This window comes from uncultured Sulfitobacter sp. (assembly GCF_964021855.1).
GTDB lineage: Bacteria > Pseudomonadota > Alphaproteobacteria > Rhodobacterales > Rhodobacteraceae > Sulfitobacter.
The window spans coordinates 726079-742663 of the sequence record NZ_CAXHZD010000001.1 but is presented as its reverse complement, the minus strand read 5'-3'; the positions used below and the strand labels follow the sequence as shown (position 1 = coordinate 742663).

At 59.3% G+C, this 16585-nt stretch carries 14 protein-coding genes; all 14 read left to right on the top strand.

Annotated features, from left to right (window positions below; translation table 11 throughout):
- The first annotated feature begins 11 nt into the window (after positions 1 to 11).
- The 14 genes from AADJ11_RS03615 (at position 12) to AADJ11_RS03550 (ending at position 16534) form a co-directional block, all read left to right on the top strand.
- Complete coding sequence (locus tag AADJ11_RS03615) at positions 12 to 197, top strand: hypothetical protein (protein ID WP_341233187.1); 186 nt, start codon at positions 12 to 14, stop codon at positions 195 to 197.
- Entirely contained in the window at positions 194 to 499 is a 306-nt protein-coding gene (locus AADJ11_RS03610; RefSeq protein ID WP_341233186.1) for an urease subunit beta, read from the top strand. Before AADJ11_RS03615 ends, AADJ11_RS03610 begins: the two co-directional genes overlap by 4 nt.
- A gap of 25 nt (positions 500 to 524) precedes the next feature.
- Entirely contained in the window at positions 525 to 2234 is a 1710-nt protein-coding gene (ureC, locus tag AADJ11_RS03605; RefSeq protein WP_341233185.1) for an urease subunit alpha, read from the top strand.
- Between the two features lie 9 nt (positions 2235 to 2243).
- On the top strand, positions 2244 to 2696 hold the full coding sequence (locus AADJ11_RS03600) for an urease accessory protein UreE (protein ID WP_341233184.1): 453 nt from the start codon (positions 2244 to 2246) through the stop codon (positions 2694 to 2696).
- The gene (locus AADJ11_RS03595; protein ID WP_341233183.1) at positions 2696 to 3331 is read left to right on the top strand and encodes an urease accessory protein UreF; all 636 of its coding nucleotides are present in this window, start codon (positions 2696 to 2698) and stop codon (positions 3329 to 3331) included. Before AADJ11_RS03600 ends, AADJ11_RS03595 begins: the two co-directional genes overlap by 1 nt.
- A complete protein-coding gene (ureG, locus tag AADJ11_RS03590; protein ID WP_341233182.1) occupies positions 3328 to 3957 on the top strand; it encodes an urease accessory protein UreG in 630 nt (209 codons plus the stop codon). Before AADJ11_RS03595 ends, ureG begins: the two co-directional genes overlap by 4 nt.
- A gap of 137 nt (positions 3958 to 4094) precedes the next feature.
- Positions 4095 to 4706 (top strand): CHAP domain-containing protein, encoded by a 612-nt coding sequence (locus AADJ11_RS03585; RefSeq protein ID WP_341233181.1) that lies wholly within the window; start codon positions 4095 to 4097, stop codon positions 4704 to 4706.
- A 232-nt stretch (positions 4707 to 4938) separates the two neighbouring features.
- The gene (locus AADJ11_RS03580; protein ID WP_341233180.1) at positions 4939 to 7083 is read left to right on the top strand and encodes a DEAD/DEAH box helicase; all 2145 of its coding nucleotides are present in this window, start codon (positions 4939 to 4941) and stop codon (positions 7081 to 7083) included.
- A 276-nt stretch (positions 7084 to 7359) separates the two neighbouring features.
- A complete protein-coding gene (locus AADJ11_RS03575) occupies positions 7360 to 8751 on the top strand; it encodes an aminotransferase class III-fold pyridoxal phosphate-dependent enzyme (RefSeq protein ID WP_341233179.1) in 1392 nt (463 codons plus the stop codon).
- 135 nt (positions 8752 to 8886) lie between these two features.
- Positions 8887 to 9144 (top strand): glycine zipper 2TM domain-containing protein, encoded by a 258-nt coding sequence (locus tag AADJ11_RS03570; RefSeq protein WP_341233178.1) that lies wholly within the window; start codon positions 8887 to 8889, stop codon positions 9142 to 9144.
- 119 nt (positions 9145 to 9263) lie between these two features.
- Positions 9264 to 10727 carry a PLP-dependent aminotransferase family protein gene (locus AADJ11_RS03565; RefSeq protein ID WP_341233177.1) on the top strand — a complete coding sequence of 488 codons (1464 nt, stop codon included), beginning with the start codon at positions 9264 to 9266 and terminating at the stop codon, positions 10725 to 10727.
- Positions 10728 to 10826: 99 nt separating this feature from the next.
- Positions 10827 to 12605: a sulfoacetaldehyde acetyltransferase gene (xsc, locus tag AADJ11_RS03560; RefSeq protein WP_341233176.1), complete on the top strand. Its 1779-nt coding sequence runs from the start codon at positions 10827 to 10829 to the stop codon at positions 12603 to 12605.
- Positions 12606 to 12608: 3 nt separating this feature from the next.
- Positions 12609 to 13709 carry an acetate/propionate family kinase gene (locus AADJ11_RS03555; protein WP_341233175.1) on the top strand — a complete coding sequence of 367 codons (1101 nt, stop codon included), beginning with the start codon at positions 12609 to 12611 and terminating at the stop codon, positions 13707 to 13709.
- On the top strand, positions 13706 to 16534 hold the full coding sequence (locus AADJ11_RS03550; RefSeq protein ID WP_341233174.1) for a molybdopterin oxidoreductase family protein: 2829 nt from the start codon (positions 13706 to 13708) through the stop codon (positions 16532 to 16534). Before AADJ11_RS03555 ends, AADJ11_RS03550 begins: the two co-directional genes overlap by 4 nt.
- The last annotated feature ends 51 nt before the right edge of the window (positions 16535 to 16585 follow it).

Genomic DNA, 16585 nt, shown 5'->3' with positions numbered 1-16585 from the left:
AAGGCCCCGATATGAAGAAACTGATGATCCTGCCCGCTTTGCTTTTGGCCTCTCCCGCGGTGGCGCATTCCGGTTTGCACGTCGCCCCGCACGGTGCCGAATGGATGCCGGTATTCATGGGGCTTGCCGTAATCGGCACCGCCGCCGCAGTCGCCCTGCGCGCCCGCGTCAAAGCCAAAACGGCGGCCCGCAAATGATCCCCGGCGAAGTTTTCTGCGCCGAGGGGGACATCACCCTGAACGACGGGCGCGACGCAATCACCCTGATGGTGGCCAACACCGGCGACCGCCCCGTGCAAGTCGGCAGCCACTACCATTTCGCTGAAACCAACCCCGCGCTGGATTTCGACCGCACCGCCGCTCACGGCTGCCGACTGGACATCGCTGCTGGCACCGCCGTCCGGTTCGAGCCCGGCCAGCGCCGCGAAGTGAACCTGATCCCGCTAGCAGGCGACCGCAAAGTTTTCGGTTTCAACGCCGCTGTGATGGGCGCGCTTTAACGCGCAACAAGGAAAGATATCCACCATGACCACCAAACTGCCCCGCTCTGAATATGCTGCCATGTATGGCCCGACCACGGGCGACCGTCTGCGTCTTGCCGATACCGATCTGATTATCGAGGTCGAGCGCGACCTGACGACCTATGGCGAAGAGGTTAAATTCGGCGGTGGCAAGGTAATCCGCGACGGGATGGGGCAGTCGCAGGTTACGCGGGCGAATGGGGCGGTCGATACCGTGATCACCAATGCGCTGATCGTGGATCATTCCGGCATCTACAAAGCCGACGTCGCGCTGAAAGACGGGCGCATCGCAGGGATCGGCAAGGCGGGCAACCCTGACACCCAGCCCAATGTCGATATTATCATCGGACCGGGGACCGAGATTATCGCGGGCGAAGGGCGCATCCTGACCGCAGGCGGGTTCGACAGCCACATCCACTTTATCGCGCCCCAGCAGATGGAGGATTCGCTGCATTCCGGCGTGACCACCTGTTTTGGCGGCGGCACCGGCCCTGCCCATGGCACGCTGGCCACCACCTGCACCCCCGGCCCTTGGCATATCGGGCGCATGTTGCAGGCGATGGACGGTGTGGTGATGAACATCGGCCTGTCGGGCAAAGGCAACGCCAGCCAGCCCGGCGCGCTGGTCGAGATGGTGAACGGCGGGGCCTGTTCGCTGAAACTGCACGAGGATTGGGGCACCACACCTGCCGCCATTGATTGCTGCCTAAGTGTCGCCGATGACATGGACGTGCAGGTGATGATCCACACCGATACGCTGAACGAATCCGGTTTTGTCGAACACACATTGGCCGCCATGAAAGGCCGTACCATCCACGCCTTCCATACCGAGGGCGCAGGCGGCGGTCACGCGCCGGACATCATCAAGATTTGCGGCGAAGAGCATGTCTTGCCGTCGTCCACCAACCCGACGCGCCCCTTCACTGTGAACACTTTGGAAGAGCATCTGGACATGCTCATGGTCTGTCACCACCTTGATAAATCCATCCCAGAGGATGTCGCCTTTGCCGAAAGCCGGATTAGGCGCGAGACGATTGCCGCCGAAGATATCCTGCACGACATTGGCGCGTTTTCGATCATCGCATCCGACAGTCAGGCGATGGGCCGCGTGGGCGAGGTGTTGATCCGCACATGGCAAACCGCCGATAAAATGCGCAAACAGCGCGGACGTCTGCCCGAGGAAACCGGCGACAACGACAACTTCCGCGTCAAACGCTATATTGCGAAATACACGATCAACCCCGCGATTGCCCATGGCGTCAGCCGCGAGATCGGGTCGATAGAGGTTGGTAAAAAGGCCGATCTGGTGCTGTGGAGCCCTGCCTTCTTTGGCGTTAAACCCGAAATGGTGCTAATGTCGGGCATGATCGTTGTGGCGCAGATGGGCGATCCGAATGCGTCGATCCCGACGCCGCAACCCGTGTACACGCGCCCCATGTTCGGGGCCTATGGCAGCGCGCTTCAGCATTGTGCAGTCACGTTCATTTCCGAAGCCGCACAATCAAACGGACTGCGCGACAGCCTTGGCCTGTCCAAGCAAACCATCGCCGTCAAAAACACCCGTAACATCGGCAAGTCTGACCTGATCCACAACTCTGCCACTCCCAAGGTCGAGGTGAACCCGGAAACCTACGAGGTGCGCGCGGATGGCGAATTGCTAACCTGCGAACCCGCCGAAACCCTGCCGATGGCACAACGCTATTTCATGTTTTAAGGCCCAGATATGACCGATCTTTCCCCCGCCCATAGTATCAAACGCAGCGGCCATTGGGACGACGCAGATGACAGTTGCATTCTAACCTATGATGACCGTTTCTTGCGCCGCAAACGTCTGACGACCACCCGCGATCAAGGGTTCCTCGTCGATCTGCCCCATACGGAATCCCTGAACCACGGGGATGCGTTTCTGCTGGAAGACGGCAAACTGGTCGAAGTCATCGCGGCCGAGGAAGCGCTGCTGGAAATCACCGGTGACGATCTGGTGCGACTGGCATGGCATATTGGCAACCGGCATTGCCCCTGCCAGGTGGAACCGACACGGCTGTTGATCCAGAACGATCACGTGATCCGCGACATGCTGGGCAAGCTGGGCGCGAGCCTGCGCGATGTGTCCGAACCCTTCCTTCCCGAAGGCGGTGCCTATGGCCACGGTCGTACCCATAGCCACGCCCATTGATGCAGACCCAAGACATCATCACGCTGGCCCAGTGGCTGTCGCCCAGTTTTCCGATTGGCGCGTTTAGCTATAGCCACGGGCTTGAGATGGCCGTGCATGATGGCACCATCCATGACGCGGCTTCGCTGCAAGCATGGCTGGGCGATATCATCGCCCACGGAGCTGGCCGGACCGATGCGATCCTACTCAACGCTGGCTTACAGGGTGAGAGATTGGCCGACTTGGATGCGCTGGCGCGTGCTTTGGCACCATCGTCAGAGCGGCTATCCGAGACCACACAACAAGGTGCAGCTTTCGTGCGGGTGGTGAATGACGTCTGGGGGCATGACCTGCCCGATCTGACACTGCCCGTCGCCTTTGGCGCGGCCTGCGCAGCGCAGGGGTTACCCGTACGCGACGCCGCGCAGATGTTCCTGCACGCATTCACCAGCGCGCTAGTCTCTGCCGCGATCCGCGCGGTGCCTTTGGGCCAGACCGATGGGCAACGCGTGATCACGGCCCTAGCACCATTGTGTCACCAAACCGTCGAAACGGCCCTGACCCAAACCATTGATGACATCGGCAGCGCCTGCTTTCTGGCCGACATCGCGTCGATGCAACATGAAACGCTTTACTCAAGGATGTTCCAAACATGACCTCACCCCATGGCCCTTTGCGGATCGGAATCGGTGGACCTGTGGGCGCGGGCAAAACCACGCTGACAGCGGCGCTGTGCCGTGCCATGCGCGACCGCTGGTCAATCGGTGTGATCACCAATGACATCTACACCCAAGAAGACGCCGAAGCCCTGATGCGGATGCAGGTGCTGCCCCAAAACAGAATCATCGGGGTCGAAACCGGCGGCTGCCCGCATACCGCCATTCGCGAGGACGCGTCGATCAATCTGGCGGCGGTGGCACGGATGCAGGAACGCCATCCCGATCTGGACTGCATCTTGATTGAATCGGGCGGCGATAATCTGTCTGCGACCTTCAGCCCCGAGCTGGCCGATATCACCTTGTATGTGATCGACGTGGCCGCTGGCGAAGAAATCCCCCGCAAGGGCGGCCCTGCAATCACCAAATCCGATATTCTGATTATCAATAAAACCGACCTCGCGCCCTATGTGGGTGCATCGCTTGAGGTGATGGACCGCGATGCAAAACGGATGCGCGGCGCACGCCCCTTTGTCTTTGCCGCGATGAAAACGGATCAAGGCATTACCGAAGTCTTGGATTTGATTATTCAAATTGGTGGGTTACAGCCGGTTCCCGTTGATTGACAATTTGTAATAAAACTGGCGGATTCCTGCCGTCGGTTAACACAGCGCTTTGATTTCCATCCCAAATCGTCAAAGCTCCCCCTGCGTCGCCGGGACAGTGACGCTAAGTCTTGGACAACCATTGAGGGCAGCAAAAAATGAGCGTGAAACACGCCTTATCGAAAAAACTCGGCATTCCATTTCTATGTTTGGGCCTGCTCTTTGCAGCTGGCTGTGCGCAATCGCCCTCGGGGCTGCGCACAATTTCATCGGCGGGCATCAACCCCGAGCTTCACGCCATTGCGATTCGCGAAGTGCGTACATTGCAATCGCAAGGGCAGCGCGTTTGGTGCGTTCCTTTCGCCCGCAACGCCAGCGGTGTGAATATCCGCGGCAATGCCAATACCTGGTGGACCAAGGCCAAGGGGCAATATACCCGGGGCAAAGACCCCTCGACCGGTGCTGTCATGGCGTTCAAGGCAACCCGCCGGAACCCGATGGGCCATGTCGCCGTGGTTTCCAAAGTGGTGTCACCGCGCGAAGTTCTGGTCGACCACGCGAACTGGAAGCGCAATAAAATCTCCCTTCAGATGAGCGTCATAGACGTGTCGCCGCGCAACGACTGGTCCGCTGTGCGGTTGGAAAGCCAAACGGATTCATATGGCCGGGTCTATCCGGTCAATGGCTTTATCTATCCCAACGACAATCTTCACCCGGATACGCGTGCGGCGGCCAAACCGGTCTTTGCACTGATGGAGCGCGGCAGCTAACTGCCCCTTAAAGATCGTGATGCACTGATACAATCGGGGCATCACGAAGACCCTGCTTGGCTTCACTCAACAAAACAAAGCGGCGTCACGCCTAGAATTCACCGCTTTTGACAAAGTCATGTACATTCCAGACACAAGCGATTAGGGACGGCGGCAACACTCGGCTGGCGTGCGCGCCATTGCCGTGCCGCGCGCATTTTTGCCGCCCTTTTTATTCAGTCAGGACTTACCGTTGATCCAAACCATCGCAGACGCGCTTGCCAAACAAGGCTATGAGACACTTACACCCGTACAACAGGCGGTCACCGATCCGGCCCTTGCCGACGCTGACCTCTTGGTATCGGCACAAACCGGATCAGGCAAGACCGTTGGTTTTGGTCTGGCCATCGCGCCAACCTTGCTTGGCGGTTCCGAAAAATTTGGCCATGCTGGCGCACCGCTTGCATTGATCATTGCCCCGACCCGTGAACTGGCCATGCAGGTCAGCCGCGAATTGACCTGGCTGTATGGTCCAGCCGGCGCTGTCGTTACCACCTGTGTGGGCGGCATGGACACGCGTACCGAACGCCGTGCGTTGGACCGTGGTGCACATGTTGTTGTCGCCACACCGGGCCGTTTGTGCGACCACATCAAGCGCAATAACATCAACCTGTCGGACATCCGCGCCGTGGTGCTGGACGAAGCCGACGAAATGCTGGACCTCGGATTCCGCGACGAGCTTGAGTTCATTCTGTCAGAAGCCCCCGAAGAACGCCGCACCTTGTTGTTCTCGGCCACCGTCCCTGCGGCGATTGCCAAGCTGGCGAAATCCTATCAGCGCAATGCACAGCGCGTTGAAACCATCGGCGAGGCCAAGCAGCACACCGATATCGAATACCGCGCCCTGACCGTGCATCCGCGCGACACGGAAAACGCGATCATCAACGTGCTGCGGTTCTACGAGGCGAAAAATGCCATCGTATTCTGCAACACCCGCGCAGCCGTTGCACGTCTGACCACACGCTTTACCAACCGGGGATTCTCGGTCGTGGCGCTGTCGGGCGAGCTGTCGCAATCCGAGCGTACCAACGCGTTGCAAGCGCTGCGCGATGGCCGTGCCCGCGTCTGTATTGCGACGGATGTTGCGGCACGCGGTATCGATTTGCCAAACCTCGAACTGGTGATCCACGCCGATTTGCCATCGAACTCTGACACGTTGCTGCACCGTTCTGGCCGGACCGGCCGCGCGGGACGCAAAGGTGTGTCTGCACTGATCGTCCCCGCAAAACTGCGCAGCAAGGCCAGCCGTCTGATCGGTGGTGCCAAGCTGAAAGTCGAATGGGCCAACCCGCCGTCAGCCGAAGAAGTAAATGCCGAGGACGAAAAGCGTTTGCTGGCCGATTCCGCATGGTCTGCCCCGATCCCTGATGATGCGGCAGGCTTTGTTGCCAATCTGGTTGAACAGTTCAGCGCCGAACAATTGGCGACGGCGTTTGTGAACCTTTACCGCGCGCGTCAATCCGCGCCCGAACAATTGGCCGAACCCGGTACACCTGCGGATGAGAAACCGCGCGGCGACTTTGGTCCGTCTGTGTGGTTCTCGATCTCTGTGGGACGTAACCAAGATGCCGAACCACGCACCATCTTGCCGATGATTTGCCGCATGGGCGATTTGACCAAGGATGACGTTGGCGCGATCCGCGTACAGCCCAGCCATACATTCGTGGAGATCCTCGCCAAGTCCGAGGCGAAATTCACCAATGCGCTTGGCCCCGATATGAAGGTCGAAGACGGCGCGATTGTCACTAAACTGGACAAGGCACCTGACCTGTCGCGCGGCCCGAAACCCGGCGGCCGCGGGCCCAAGCCTGATCGTGGTCCACGGCCAGATCGCGGCCCCCGTCCTGAGCGCGCGCCGCGTCCGGCCTATGACCCCGATGCACCAAGAGAACCGCGCAAACCCCGCGCCGAGAACACTGAAGCGCCTGTTGCTTACAGTGAGAAGCCACGCGGCGACAAACCAAAGTTCGACAAACCGCGCGCGGCCAAAGGCGAACGCCCGCCAAAGTCACACAAGACTGAACGCAGCCCGATGAAGCCCGGTGCCGCGCCCAAGCCAAAGTCGAACCCGAAGCCTGACGCTTTTGACAAACCAGCAGGCAAGCCAAAAGCAAAAGCCGTTTGGAAAAAAGAGAAATCCGACGCCCCGCGCGGTGATGCGAAACCAGCGGCAGATAAGCCGTTCAAGGCGCGCGCCTCTGATCCGTCGAAACGTTTCGTGCCACCGAACAAGCTGGGCCAAGCGGGCGGCAAACCAAAAGGCGGCAAACCCGCGGGCCGTCCCAAGGGCGGCGAAGGTGCACCAAAACGCGCCAAAAGCAGCTTCCGTCCGAAATAGGATGCCGTTGAGCACGCGGGTTTCATCCGCGTGCTCAAATAACACCCAAACTCCGCGAGACCATCCGGAATTTTTGAAAAACTCCGACCCGTTTTCTTTCAAAGAAAACGCCATCGCATAGCTGTTATTAGCGGTAATTCGATGCACGGCCTGCCATGTGGACCTAAAGATAGGTACTGACTGGCCCTACAGCACACCTTCCATTTACGATGATGTCATATCAAACAGGGCTGTATACCTACGCCCTTATTCTCCTCATGTTCGAAAGGTCAGCCAATGGACGGTACATTCAATGAGAACGATATCTCTCGTATTGTAGAGGTTGACCGCGCCCATATCTGGCACCACCTAAGCCAGCATAAACCCTATGAAACCACCGATCCCCGCATCATTGTCGAGGGCAAAGGCATGCGGGTCTGGGACCAAAAAGGCAAAGAGCATCTGGATGCCGTGTCGGGCGGCGTGTGGACCGTCAACGTCGGCTATGGCCGTGAAAGCATCGCCAATGCCGTGCGCGACCAGCTGATCAAGCTGAACTATTTTGCGGGGTCTGCCGGGTCGATCCCGGGGTCGATCTTTGCCGAAAAGCTGATCGAGAAAATGCCCGGGATGAGCCGCGTTTACTATTGTAACTCGGGCTCCGAAGCGAACGAAAAGGGCTTTAAGATGGTCCGCCAGATCGCGCACAAGCGCTATGGCGGCAAAAAGCACAAGATCCTGTACCGCGACCGCGACTATCATGGCACGACCATTGCTTGCTTGTCGGCGGGCGGTCAGGATGAACGCAATGCACAATACGGCCCCTTCACCGATGGCTTTGTGCGCGTGCCCCATTGCCTTGAGTATCGCAAATTCGAACAAGACGGCGCGCCTGATGAAAACTATGGCGTTTGGGCGGCTGATCAGATCGAAAAGGTCATTCTTGCCGAAGGGCCAGATACCGTTGGTGGACTGTGCCTTGAACCCGTAACCGCTGGCGGCGGTGTGATCACCCCACCGGATGGCTATTGGGAGCGCGTGCAGGAGATTTGCCGCAAATATGATATCCTGCTGCATATTGACGAGGTCGTCTGCGGCGTCGGCCGCACGGGCGAATGGTTCGGCTATCAGCACTACGGCATTAAACCGGATATGGTGACGATGGCCAAAGGCGTCGCCTCGGGCTATGCCGCCATCGCTTGTCTTGTGACCACCGAAGAGGTGTTCAACATGTTCAAAGATGACGCCGCAGATCCGATGAACTATTTTCGCGACATTTCGACCTTTGGCGGCTGCACGGCTGGCCCCACCGCGGGCATCGAAAACATGGCGATCATTGAGCGTGAAAACCTGCTGCAAAACACCACCGATATGGGCCACTATATGCTTGAGCAGCTGGAAGAGCTCTCCGACAAATACCCGGCCATCGGCCAAGTCCGCGGCAAAGGTTTGTTCCTGGGCGCAGAGCTGGTTGAAGACCGCGCCACCCGTGCGCCGGTCGCAGAAAAGCTCGTGCAGGCCGTCGTTGCCGATTGTATGGCGCAAGGGGTGATTATCGGGGCGACCAACCGGTCCTTGCCGGGCAAGAACAACACGCTGTGTTTCAGCCCAGCATTAATCGCCAAGAAAGATGATATCGACGAAATCATCACAGCGGTTGATAACGCAATGGGCCGCGTTTTTGGCTAAAGGCACCTTTTGATGTGATGCGCCGACACCGCGGTGCATCACGCTTGCTCAGCCATTTATTGCCGATGCTGAAAATACGCTGGAACTATTTCTGCCATGCTGCGTTTATCCGATGAACCTAACTTGGAGAATATCATGAAAAAGTTTCTGTTGATTCTGCCACTGCTCGGCGCAGTTGCCGCCTGTGACACACAAAACCAATCCGCTTTGACCGGTGCCGCCGCAGGTGCTGCGTTGGGTGCCGTCGTTTCCAACGACAGCGACCGCGCAAAAGGCGCTGTTTTGGGTGGCTTGGCCGGTGCAGCTGCTGGCGCATATGTTGGCCGTGGCGCAAATGGTCAGTGCGTTTACCAAAACTCTGCCGGTCAGCGTTATACCGCTGCTTGCCCATAAGCATTTCTGCTTAGCAAACCGACATGCAATCAGGCCTCGGCATACGCCGGGGCCTTTTTCGTTGCCCCATCGGGTAATGCCAGATTGCGCCGCGCCTAGGTCCAGCTTAGGTTGACGCCATGGCGCTTCCTGTTGAAACATTCTTTCTGCATCCCGATGCACAGGGCACTCTGCAGCAGCAGATACAGCAAATGATCGCACAAGGGATTTTGACCGGGCGCTTTGGCACGGGTGAAAAGCTCCCCTCCACCCGCAGCTTGGCGCGCCATCTTGGGATAAGCCGTATTACGGTGACAATCGCCTATACCGAACTGCTGGCAAACGATTATCTGACCTCCAAGGGGCGGTCAGGATATTACGTTTCTGAAAACGCGCCTGCCCCGCCGCAATTCACCCCCGCCGCTGACACCCCCGACGCCGTCGATTGGGCGCGCGCAATCGGCCAGCGGTTTAGCGGCGGCGTCACGCCGGTCAAACCGCAAGACTGGGGCAAGTACCGCTATCCCTTTATCTACGGTCAAGCAGACCCAACGCTATTTGATCATGCGAATTGGCGGCTGTGTGCGCTGCAGGCTTTGGGGCAACGGGATTTCACAGCGCTCACGACCGACTACTATGACCAAGACGATCCCAAGCTGATCGAATTCATCGCACGCCATTCCCTGCCCCGGCGCGGCATCTCGGCCCGCCCTGAACAGATATTGATCACGCTTGGGGCCCAGAATGCGCTGTGGCTGACGGCCCAAGTTTTGCTGACACAGCGGCGCCGCGCCGCGCTTGAAGATCCCTGTTACCCTGCGCTTCGCGATATCCTGACGCAATCGCGCTGCCACGTGTCCCCCGTGCAGGTGGACCATGAAGGGTTAATTCCCGACGCGATCCCCGACGATACCGATGTGATTTTCACCACCCCCAGCCACCAATGCCCCACGACGGCGACCATGCCGATGGCACGGCGGCGGGCCTTGCTGGAACGGGCCAGCGCATTGGATGCGCTGATTGTCGAAGATGACTACGAGTTCGAGATGTCGTTTCTGAAATCCCCTTCTCCGTCGCTCAAATCGCTCGATCAGGACGGGCGTGTGATCTATGTGGGCAGCTTTTCCAAATCGCTGTTTCCCGGTCTGCGCCTTGGCTATCTGGTAGGGTCGGAGCCGTTTATCCGCGAGGCGCGCGCCCTTCGTGCCTCCGTGCTGCGCCATCCGCCGGGGCACATCCAACGCACTGCCGCCTATTTCCTTTCGCTTGGCCATTATGACGCGCTGGTTCGCCGGATGAGCAACACCTTGCATGACCGCCGCACGGTGATGGAGGACGCGATCAAGGCCAATGATCTGCAAATTGCAGGGCGTGGTGCCTATGGCGGGTCGTCCTTTTGGATGCGCGCGCCCGACCATATCCGCACCGATGATCTGGCCATGCGGCTGCGGGCTAAATCCGTGCTAATCGAACCCGGCGCGCCCTTTTTTAATGGCGACGCCCCACCGCAAAACTATTACCGGCTGGCCTATTCATCGATCCCGTCCAGCCAGATCGCGGCTGGCATTGCGCATGTCGCCCAAGAAATTCGCGACATGGGCTAAACTGGCCTTATCCAGCTCCTCTTGCTGGCCCTAACCCGTACCTGCCCCAACCCCTACTGTGCAGACAACTCAAAATCACCGCCAAGGATGCCCCCAGACATGAAGATGACCACCGAAGAAGCTTTTGTGAAAACCCTTCAGATGCATGGCATCGACAACGCTTTTGGCATTATCGGGTCCGCGATGATGCCGATCTCTGACATTTTCCCCGATGCGGGTATTACGTTCTGGGATTGCGCCCACGAGGGCAGCGCCGGCATGATGGCCGACGGCTTTACCCGCGCGACCGGCAAGATGTCGATGATGATCGCGCAAAATGGCCCCGGCATCACCAATTTCGTGACGGCAGTGAAAACCGCCTATTGGAACCACACGCCCTGCCTTTTGGTCACGCCCCAAGCCGCGAACAAAACCATCGGCCAGGGTGGCTTTCAAGAGATGGAGCAAATGAACCTGTTCGCCGACTGCGTCGCCTATCAAGAAGAAGTCCGCGACCCGTCCCGCATCGCTGAGACGCTGAACCGCGTGATCATGCAGGCCAAACGTGCCTCTGCCCCGGCGCAGATCAACGTGCCGCGTGACTTCTGGACCCAAGTCATCGACATTGATCTGCCCGAGATTGTTGCGTTCGAGCGCCCCTCGGGCGGTGAAGTAGCTATCGCCAAGGCGGCAGAGCTGCTGTCGAATGCCAAGTTTCCCGTGATCCTGAACGGCGCTGGCGTGGTGTTGGCCCAAGGCGGCATCGAGGCGAGCAAACTGCTGGCCGAACGCCTGTCCGCACCGGTTTGCGTGGGCTACCAACACAATGATGCTTTCCCCGGCGGGCACCCCCTGTTCGCGGGTCCCTTGGGATACAACGGGTCCAAAGCAGGGATGGAGCTGATCGCGAAAGCCGATGTTGTACTGGCCCTTGGCACGCGGCTGAACCCGTTTTCGACGTTGCCCGGCTATGGCATGGATTACTGGCCAGCCGATGCGAAAATTATTCAGGTCGATATCAACCCAGACCGCATCGGCCTGACCAAAAAGGTCAGCGTCGGTATTGTCGGCGATGCAACCAAAGTCGCCACGGCGCTGCTGGAAAACCTGTCCGGCACCGCTGGCGACGAAGGACGCGAGGACCGAAAAGCCACCATTGGCGCAACCAAATCGAAATGGGCACAACAACTGTCCGGCATGGACCACGAAGACGACGATCCCGGCACCAGCTGGAACGAACGCGCCCGCGCGGACAAGCCCGACTGGATGAGCCCCCGCATGGCGTGGCGTGCGATCCAATCGGCGTTGCCTGCCAATGCCATCATCTCGTCTGACATCGGCAACAACTGCGCCATCGGCAACGCCTATCCGTCATTTGACGAGGGCCGCAAATATCTCGCCCCCGGTCTGTTCGGCCCTTGCGGCTATGGCCTGCCCGCCATTGTCGGGGCCAAGATCGGCTGCCGTGATGTCCCTGTCGTGGGGTTTGCCGGTGATGGTGCATTCGGCATTTCGGTCAATGAACTGACCGCCATCGGGCGCGGGGAGTGGCCCGCAGTGACCCAAGTGGTTTTCCGCAACTACCAGTGGGGTGCGGAAAAGCGCAACTCGACCCTGTGGTTCGATGACAACTTTGTCGGGACGGAACTGGACGAAGACGTATCTTACGCAGGGATCGCGCAGTCTTGTGGCCTGCAAGGTGTCATCGCCCGTAATATGGACGAACTGACCGCCGCACTGAACAAGGCGATCGATGATCAGATGAACCACGGTAAAACCACCCTGATCGAGGCGATGATCAACCAAGAGCTGGGCGAACCCTTCCGCCGCGATGCGATGAAGAAACCAGTGTCGGTTGCGGGTATCAGCAAAGATGACATGCGCCCGCAGACGGTCTAGCACGTGTCAGCCAGTCATATCCTTGTGATGAATGCAGGGTCGTCGTCGATCAAGACGGCCCTGTTTGACGATGACCTGAGCGAAACCCTGCGGGTTGAGGCCACGGGTATCGGCGGCACAGGTGCTGTCAAAATCGGCGCGACTGCTGAACCCGCCGACCTGCCCGACAATGCCGCTGCCCTTGCCGCGATCTTTGCCGCGTTGACGCAACAAGGCATCTCTCTCACCTCATTACGTGCTGTCGCGCATCGCGTGGTCCATGGTGGCACCACGCTGACCGCCGCCAGCCGCATCACGCCGCAGGTTCGCCAAGCCATCGCGGATTGCGTGCCACTTGCACCTCTGCACAACCCGCATCATCTGGCAGCGATTGACGCGGTCGCCGCCCTTGCGCCCGACCTGCCGCAATGCGCCAGTTTCGACACGGCGTTTCATGCCACGATTCCCGACGTCGCCCGCCGCTATGCCTTGCCTGACCGGCCCGACCTGCAGGGTCTGCAACGCTACGGTTTTCACGGCACCAGCTATGCCGCCCTTGTGCGCGCCCTGCCCCAGCAAAGCGGCACCCTGCCGAAACGATTGCTTGCCTGCCACCTTGGCAACGGCGCGTCGCTTTGCGCCATCCTTGACGGGCAAAGCGTGGCAACAACGATGGGCTATTCCCCGTTGTCCGGCCTAACCATGGGCACGCGGGTCGGCGAGATTGACGCCGGTGCCGTCCTGCGCCTTGTCGGGCAGCTGGGGTTGGACGCGACTGATACCTTACTACAACATAAATCCGGCCTGCTCGGCCTGTCTGGGCTCAGCTCTGACATGCGCAAGCTGGAGCAAAGCGATAGCCCGAAAGCGGCCTTTGCCATCGATCATTTCTGTTATTGGGCCGGGCGGCAGGCCGGGTCCATGATTGCGGCCATGGGTGGGCTGGATGCTGTCGCCTTTACCGGTGGCATCGGTGAAAATTCGGCCCGCACTCAGAACGGCATTCTTGACAAGCTTTCATGGATGGGAAACTTTCCCAGATATACCGTTGAGGCGCAGGAAGAAATTCAGATCGCGCGCGACGCCCGCAGCCTTCTGAACGCTGATCAAAGAGAGCAAGAATGACGCATAAGCAACCCGTTCTTGACCTTAGCCCGCCGGTGTCGGACGAAATTCGCAAGACCACCTGCTATATGTGCGCCTGCCGCTGCGGCATCAACGTGCATATGAAAGCCAACGCCGATGGCGACATGAAGGTCGCCTATATCGAAGGCAACCGCGACCATCCCATCAACAAGGGCGTGCTGTGCGCCAAGGGCAGCGCGGGCATCATGCAGCACAACGCCCCCGCCCGACTGCGCAAACCACTAAAGCGTGTTGGCGAACGCGGGTCGGGCGATTTCGAGGAAATCGAATGGGACGAAGCGTTGCAAATCGCCACCGACTGGCTTGCGCCCTTGCGCGCCAAAGCACCTGAAAAGCTGGCGTTCTTTACGGGCCGCGACCAGTCGCAAAGCTTTACCTCGTTCTGGGCACAGAATTTCGGCACACCAAACTATGCGGCCCATGGCGGCTTCTGCTCCGTCAATATGGCGGCGGCTGGTATCTACACCATGGGCGGCGCGTTCTGGGAATTCGGCCAGCCGGACTGGGACCATACCAAACTGTTCATGCTGTTCGGTGTGGCCGAAGATCACGACAGCAACCCCATCAAAATGGGCATCGGCAAGATCAAAGCGCGCGGCGCGCGGGTCATTGGCGTGAACCCGATCCGAACGGGATATAACGCCGTGGCGGATGATTGGGTTGGTATCACGCCGGGCACGGACGGGTTGTTTATCCTGTCGATGGTGCATTGCCTGATGAAGGCCGGGCGCATGGATCTGGATTACCTCGCTCGGTTCACCGATGCGCCGGTGTTGGTCAATGGCGATCCCACGTCGGACCAGCACGGATTATTCCTGCGCGGCGCGGATGGCAAACAACAGGTGATCTGCCGCAACACCGGCAAGCTGACCGCGTTCGACAAACCCGGTGTGCGCCCCGATTTATCCGCGACCCATGTCGTCAACGGCATCACCCATCGCCCCGTTTTCCACCACATGGCCGAAAAATACCTAAGCGACGATCACGCGCCCGAAGCGGTCGCCAAACGGTGCGGCATTCCCGCGCCCCGAATCCGCGCCATCGCCGCCGAAATCGCCCGCGTCGCCTTTGACGAGGCATTCGAGCTGGACCGTGAATGGACAGACTTCCGCGGTGATGTACACAAAACCATGACTGGGCGGCCCGTATCCTTTCACGCCATGCGCGGGATTTCTGCCCATGCCAACGGGTTTCAGACCTGCCGCGCGCTACATATGTTGCAAATCATCCTCGGCACGGTCGAGGTCCCCGGCGGCTTTCGTTTCAAACCACCCTACCCCAAACCCGCCACGGCGCATCCAAAACCCCATTGCGGCGTGACACCCGACCAGCCGCTCGACGGCCCGCATCTGGGCTTTGTCCAAGGCCCCGACGATCTGGCCCTAAAGGATGACGGCAGCCCCGTGCGCATCGACAAAGCCTTCACTTGGGAAAACCCGATGAGCGCCCACGGCTTGATGCATATGGTGATCTCGAACGCCCATGCCGGTGATCCGTACAAGATCGATACGCTGTTCATGTATATGGCCAATATGTCGTGGAATTCGTCGATGAACACCGGCGGCGTGATGCAGATGCTGACCGACAAAGATGACAACGGCGACTATGTCATCCCGCGCATCATCTATTCCGACGCCTACAGCTCTGAAATGGTGGCCTTTGCCGATCTGATCCTGCCCGATACCACCTATCTGGAACGCCACGATTGTATCAGCCTGCTGGACCGCCCGATTTGCGAGGCTGACGCCGCAGCCGATGCGATCCGTTGGCCCGTTGTTGAACCCGACCGCGACGTGCGCGGCTTTCAATCGGTGCTCTGTGATCTTGGCGCGCGGCTTGACCTGCCCGGCTTTGTCACCGAAACGGGCGCGCAAAAATATGCCGATTACGCCGATTATATCGTCAACCACGAACGCCGCCCCGGTATCGGCCCGCTCGCCGGTTTTCGCGGTGCGGATGGTACCCAAGTCGGGCGCGGTGCGCCGAACCCCGACCAGCTGGACCGCTATATCCAGAACGGCGGCTTCTTCACCCACCACATTCCCGATGGCGCGCAGTACTATAAACCGTGGAACAACGCCTACCAAGATTGGGCCGTGAAAACCGGCCTTTTTGATGCGCCCCAACCCTATCTGTTTTCGCTCTACGTCGAACCCTTGCGCCGCTTTCAACTGGCCGCCGAAGGCCACGGTGATCGCCAGCCCCCCGATCATCTGCGCGACCAAATCAAACACACGATGTCACCGCTGCCAATCTGGTACGAGACCGACCAACAGGGCAACGAGGGTTTCACCATCACAGCCCTCACCCAACGGCCCATGGCGATGTACCACAGCTGGGGCAGTCAAAACGCATGGCTCCGCCAGATCCACGGCCACAACCCGCTGTACCTGCCGACCAAGCTGATGCGCGAAAACGGCTTGCAAGACGGCGACTGGGCCTGTGTGACATCCCCACATGGACAGATCACCGTGCCGGTGCTCGAAATGGCCGCGCTGAACGAAAACACCGTCTGGACATGGAATGCCATCGGCAAACGCAAAGGCGCTTGGGCGCTCGACAGCAACGCGCCCGAAGCAACCAAAGGCTTCCTACTGAACCACCTGATCCATGAACTTCTACCGCCCAAGGGCGACGGGCTGCGCTGGTCCAACTCGGACCCGATCACAGGCCAGGCCGCTTGGTTCGACCTCAAAGTCAGGATCGAGAAAACCACCGCCCCGACAGAATCCAAACCCATCACCCCCAAGCAAAAATCACCCGTCCCCGCCGCACCGGAAAACATCGCTTGGACATCCAAATAGCCCCTTCTCTGGCTCAAAAATATCCCGGGGGTATGGGGCTGGCCCCCACTC

What these genes read in the sequence shown, in the direction of transcription:
- AADJ11_RS03570 (WP_341233178.1), top strand. Translation starts at nt 8,887, where the DNA reads ATGAAAAAGTTTCTGTTGATTCTGCCACTGCTCGGCGCAGTTGCCGCC.
- AADJ11_RS03615 (WP_341233187.1), top strand. Translation starts at nt 12, where the DNA reads ATGAAGAAACTGATGATCCTGCCCGCTTTGCTTTTGGCCTCTCCCGCG.
- AADJ11_RS03585 (WP_341233181.1), top strand. Translation starts at nt 4,095, where the DNA reads ATGAGCGTGAAACACGCCTTATCGAAAAAACTCGGCATTCCATTTCTA.
- AADJ11_RS03565 (WP_341233177.1), top strand. Translation starts at nt 9,264, where the DNA reads ATGGCGCTTCCTGTTGAAACATTCTTTCTGCATCCCGATGCACAGGGC.
- ureC (WP_341233185.1), top strand. Translation starts at nt 525, where the DNA reads ATGACCACCAAACTGCCCCGCTCTGAATATGCTGCCATGTATGGCCCG.
- AADJ11_RS03600 (WP_341233184.1), top strand. Translation starts at nt 2,244, where the DNA reads ATGACCGATCTTTCCCCCGCCCATAGTATCAAACGCAGCGGCCATTGG.
- xsc (WP_341233176.1), top strand. Translation starts at nt 10,827, where the DNA reads ATGAAGATGACCACCGAAGAAGCTTTTGTGAAAACCCTTCAGATGCAT.
- AADJ11_RS03610 (WP_341233186.1), top strand. Translation starts at nt 194, where the DNA reads ATGATCCCCGGCGAAGTTTTCTGCGCCGAGGGGGACATCACCCTGAAC.
- ureG (WP_341233182.1), top strand. Translation starts at nt 3,328, where the DNA reads ATGACCTCACCCCATGGCCCTTTGCGGATCGGAATCGGTGGACCTGTG.
- AADJ11_RS03595 (WP_341233183.1), top strand. Translation starts at nt 2,696, where the DNA reads ATGCAGACCCAAGACATCATCACGCTGGCCCAGTGGCTGTCGCCCAGT.
- AADJ11_RS03575 (WP_341233179.1), top strand. Translation starts at nt 7,360, where the DNA reads ATGGACGGTACATTCAATGAGAACGATATCTCTCGTATTGTAGAGGTT.
- AADJ11_RS03550 (WP_341233174.1), top strand. Translation starts at nt 13,706, where the DNA reads ATGACGCATAAGCAACCCGTTCTTGACCTTAGCCCGCCGGTGTCGGAC.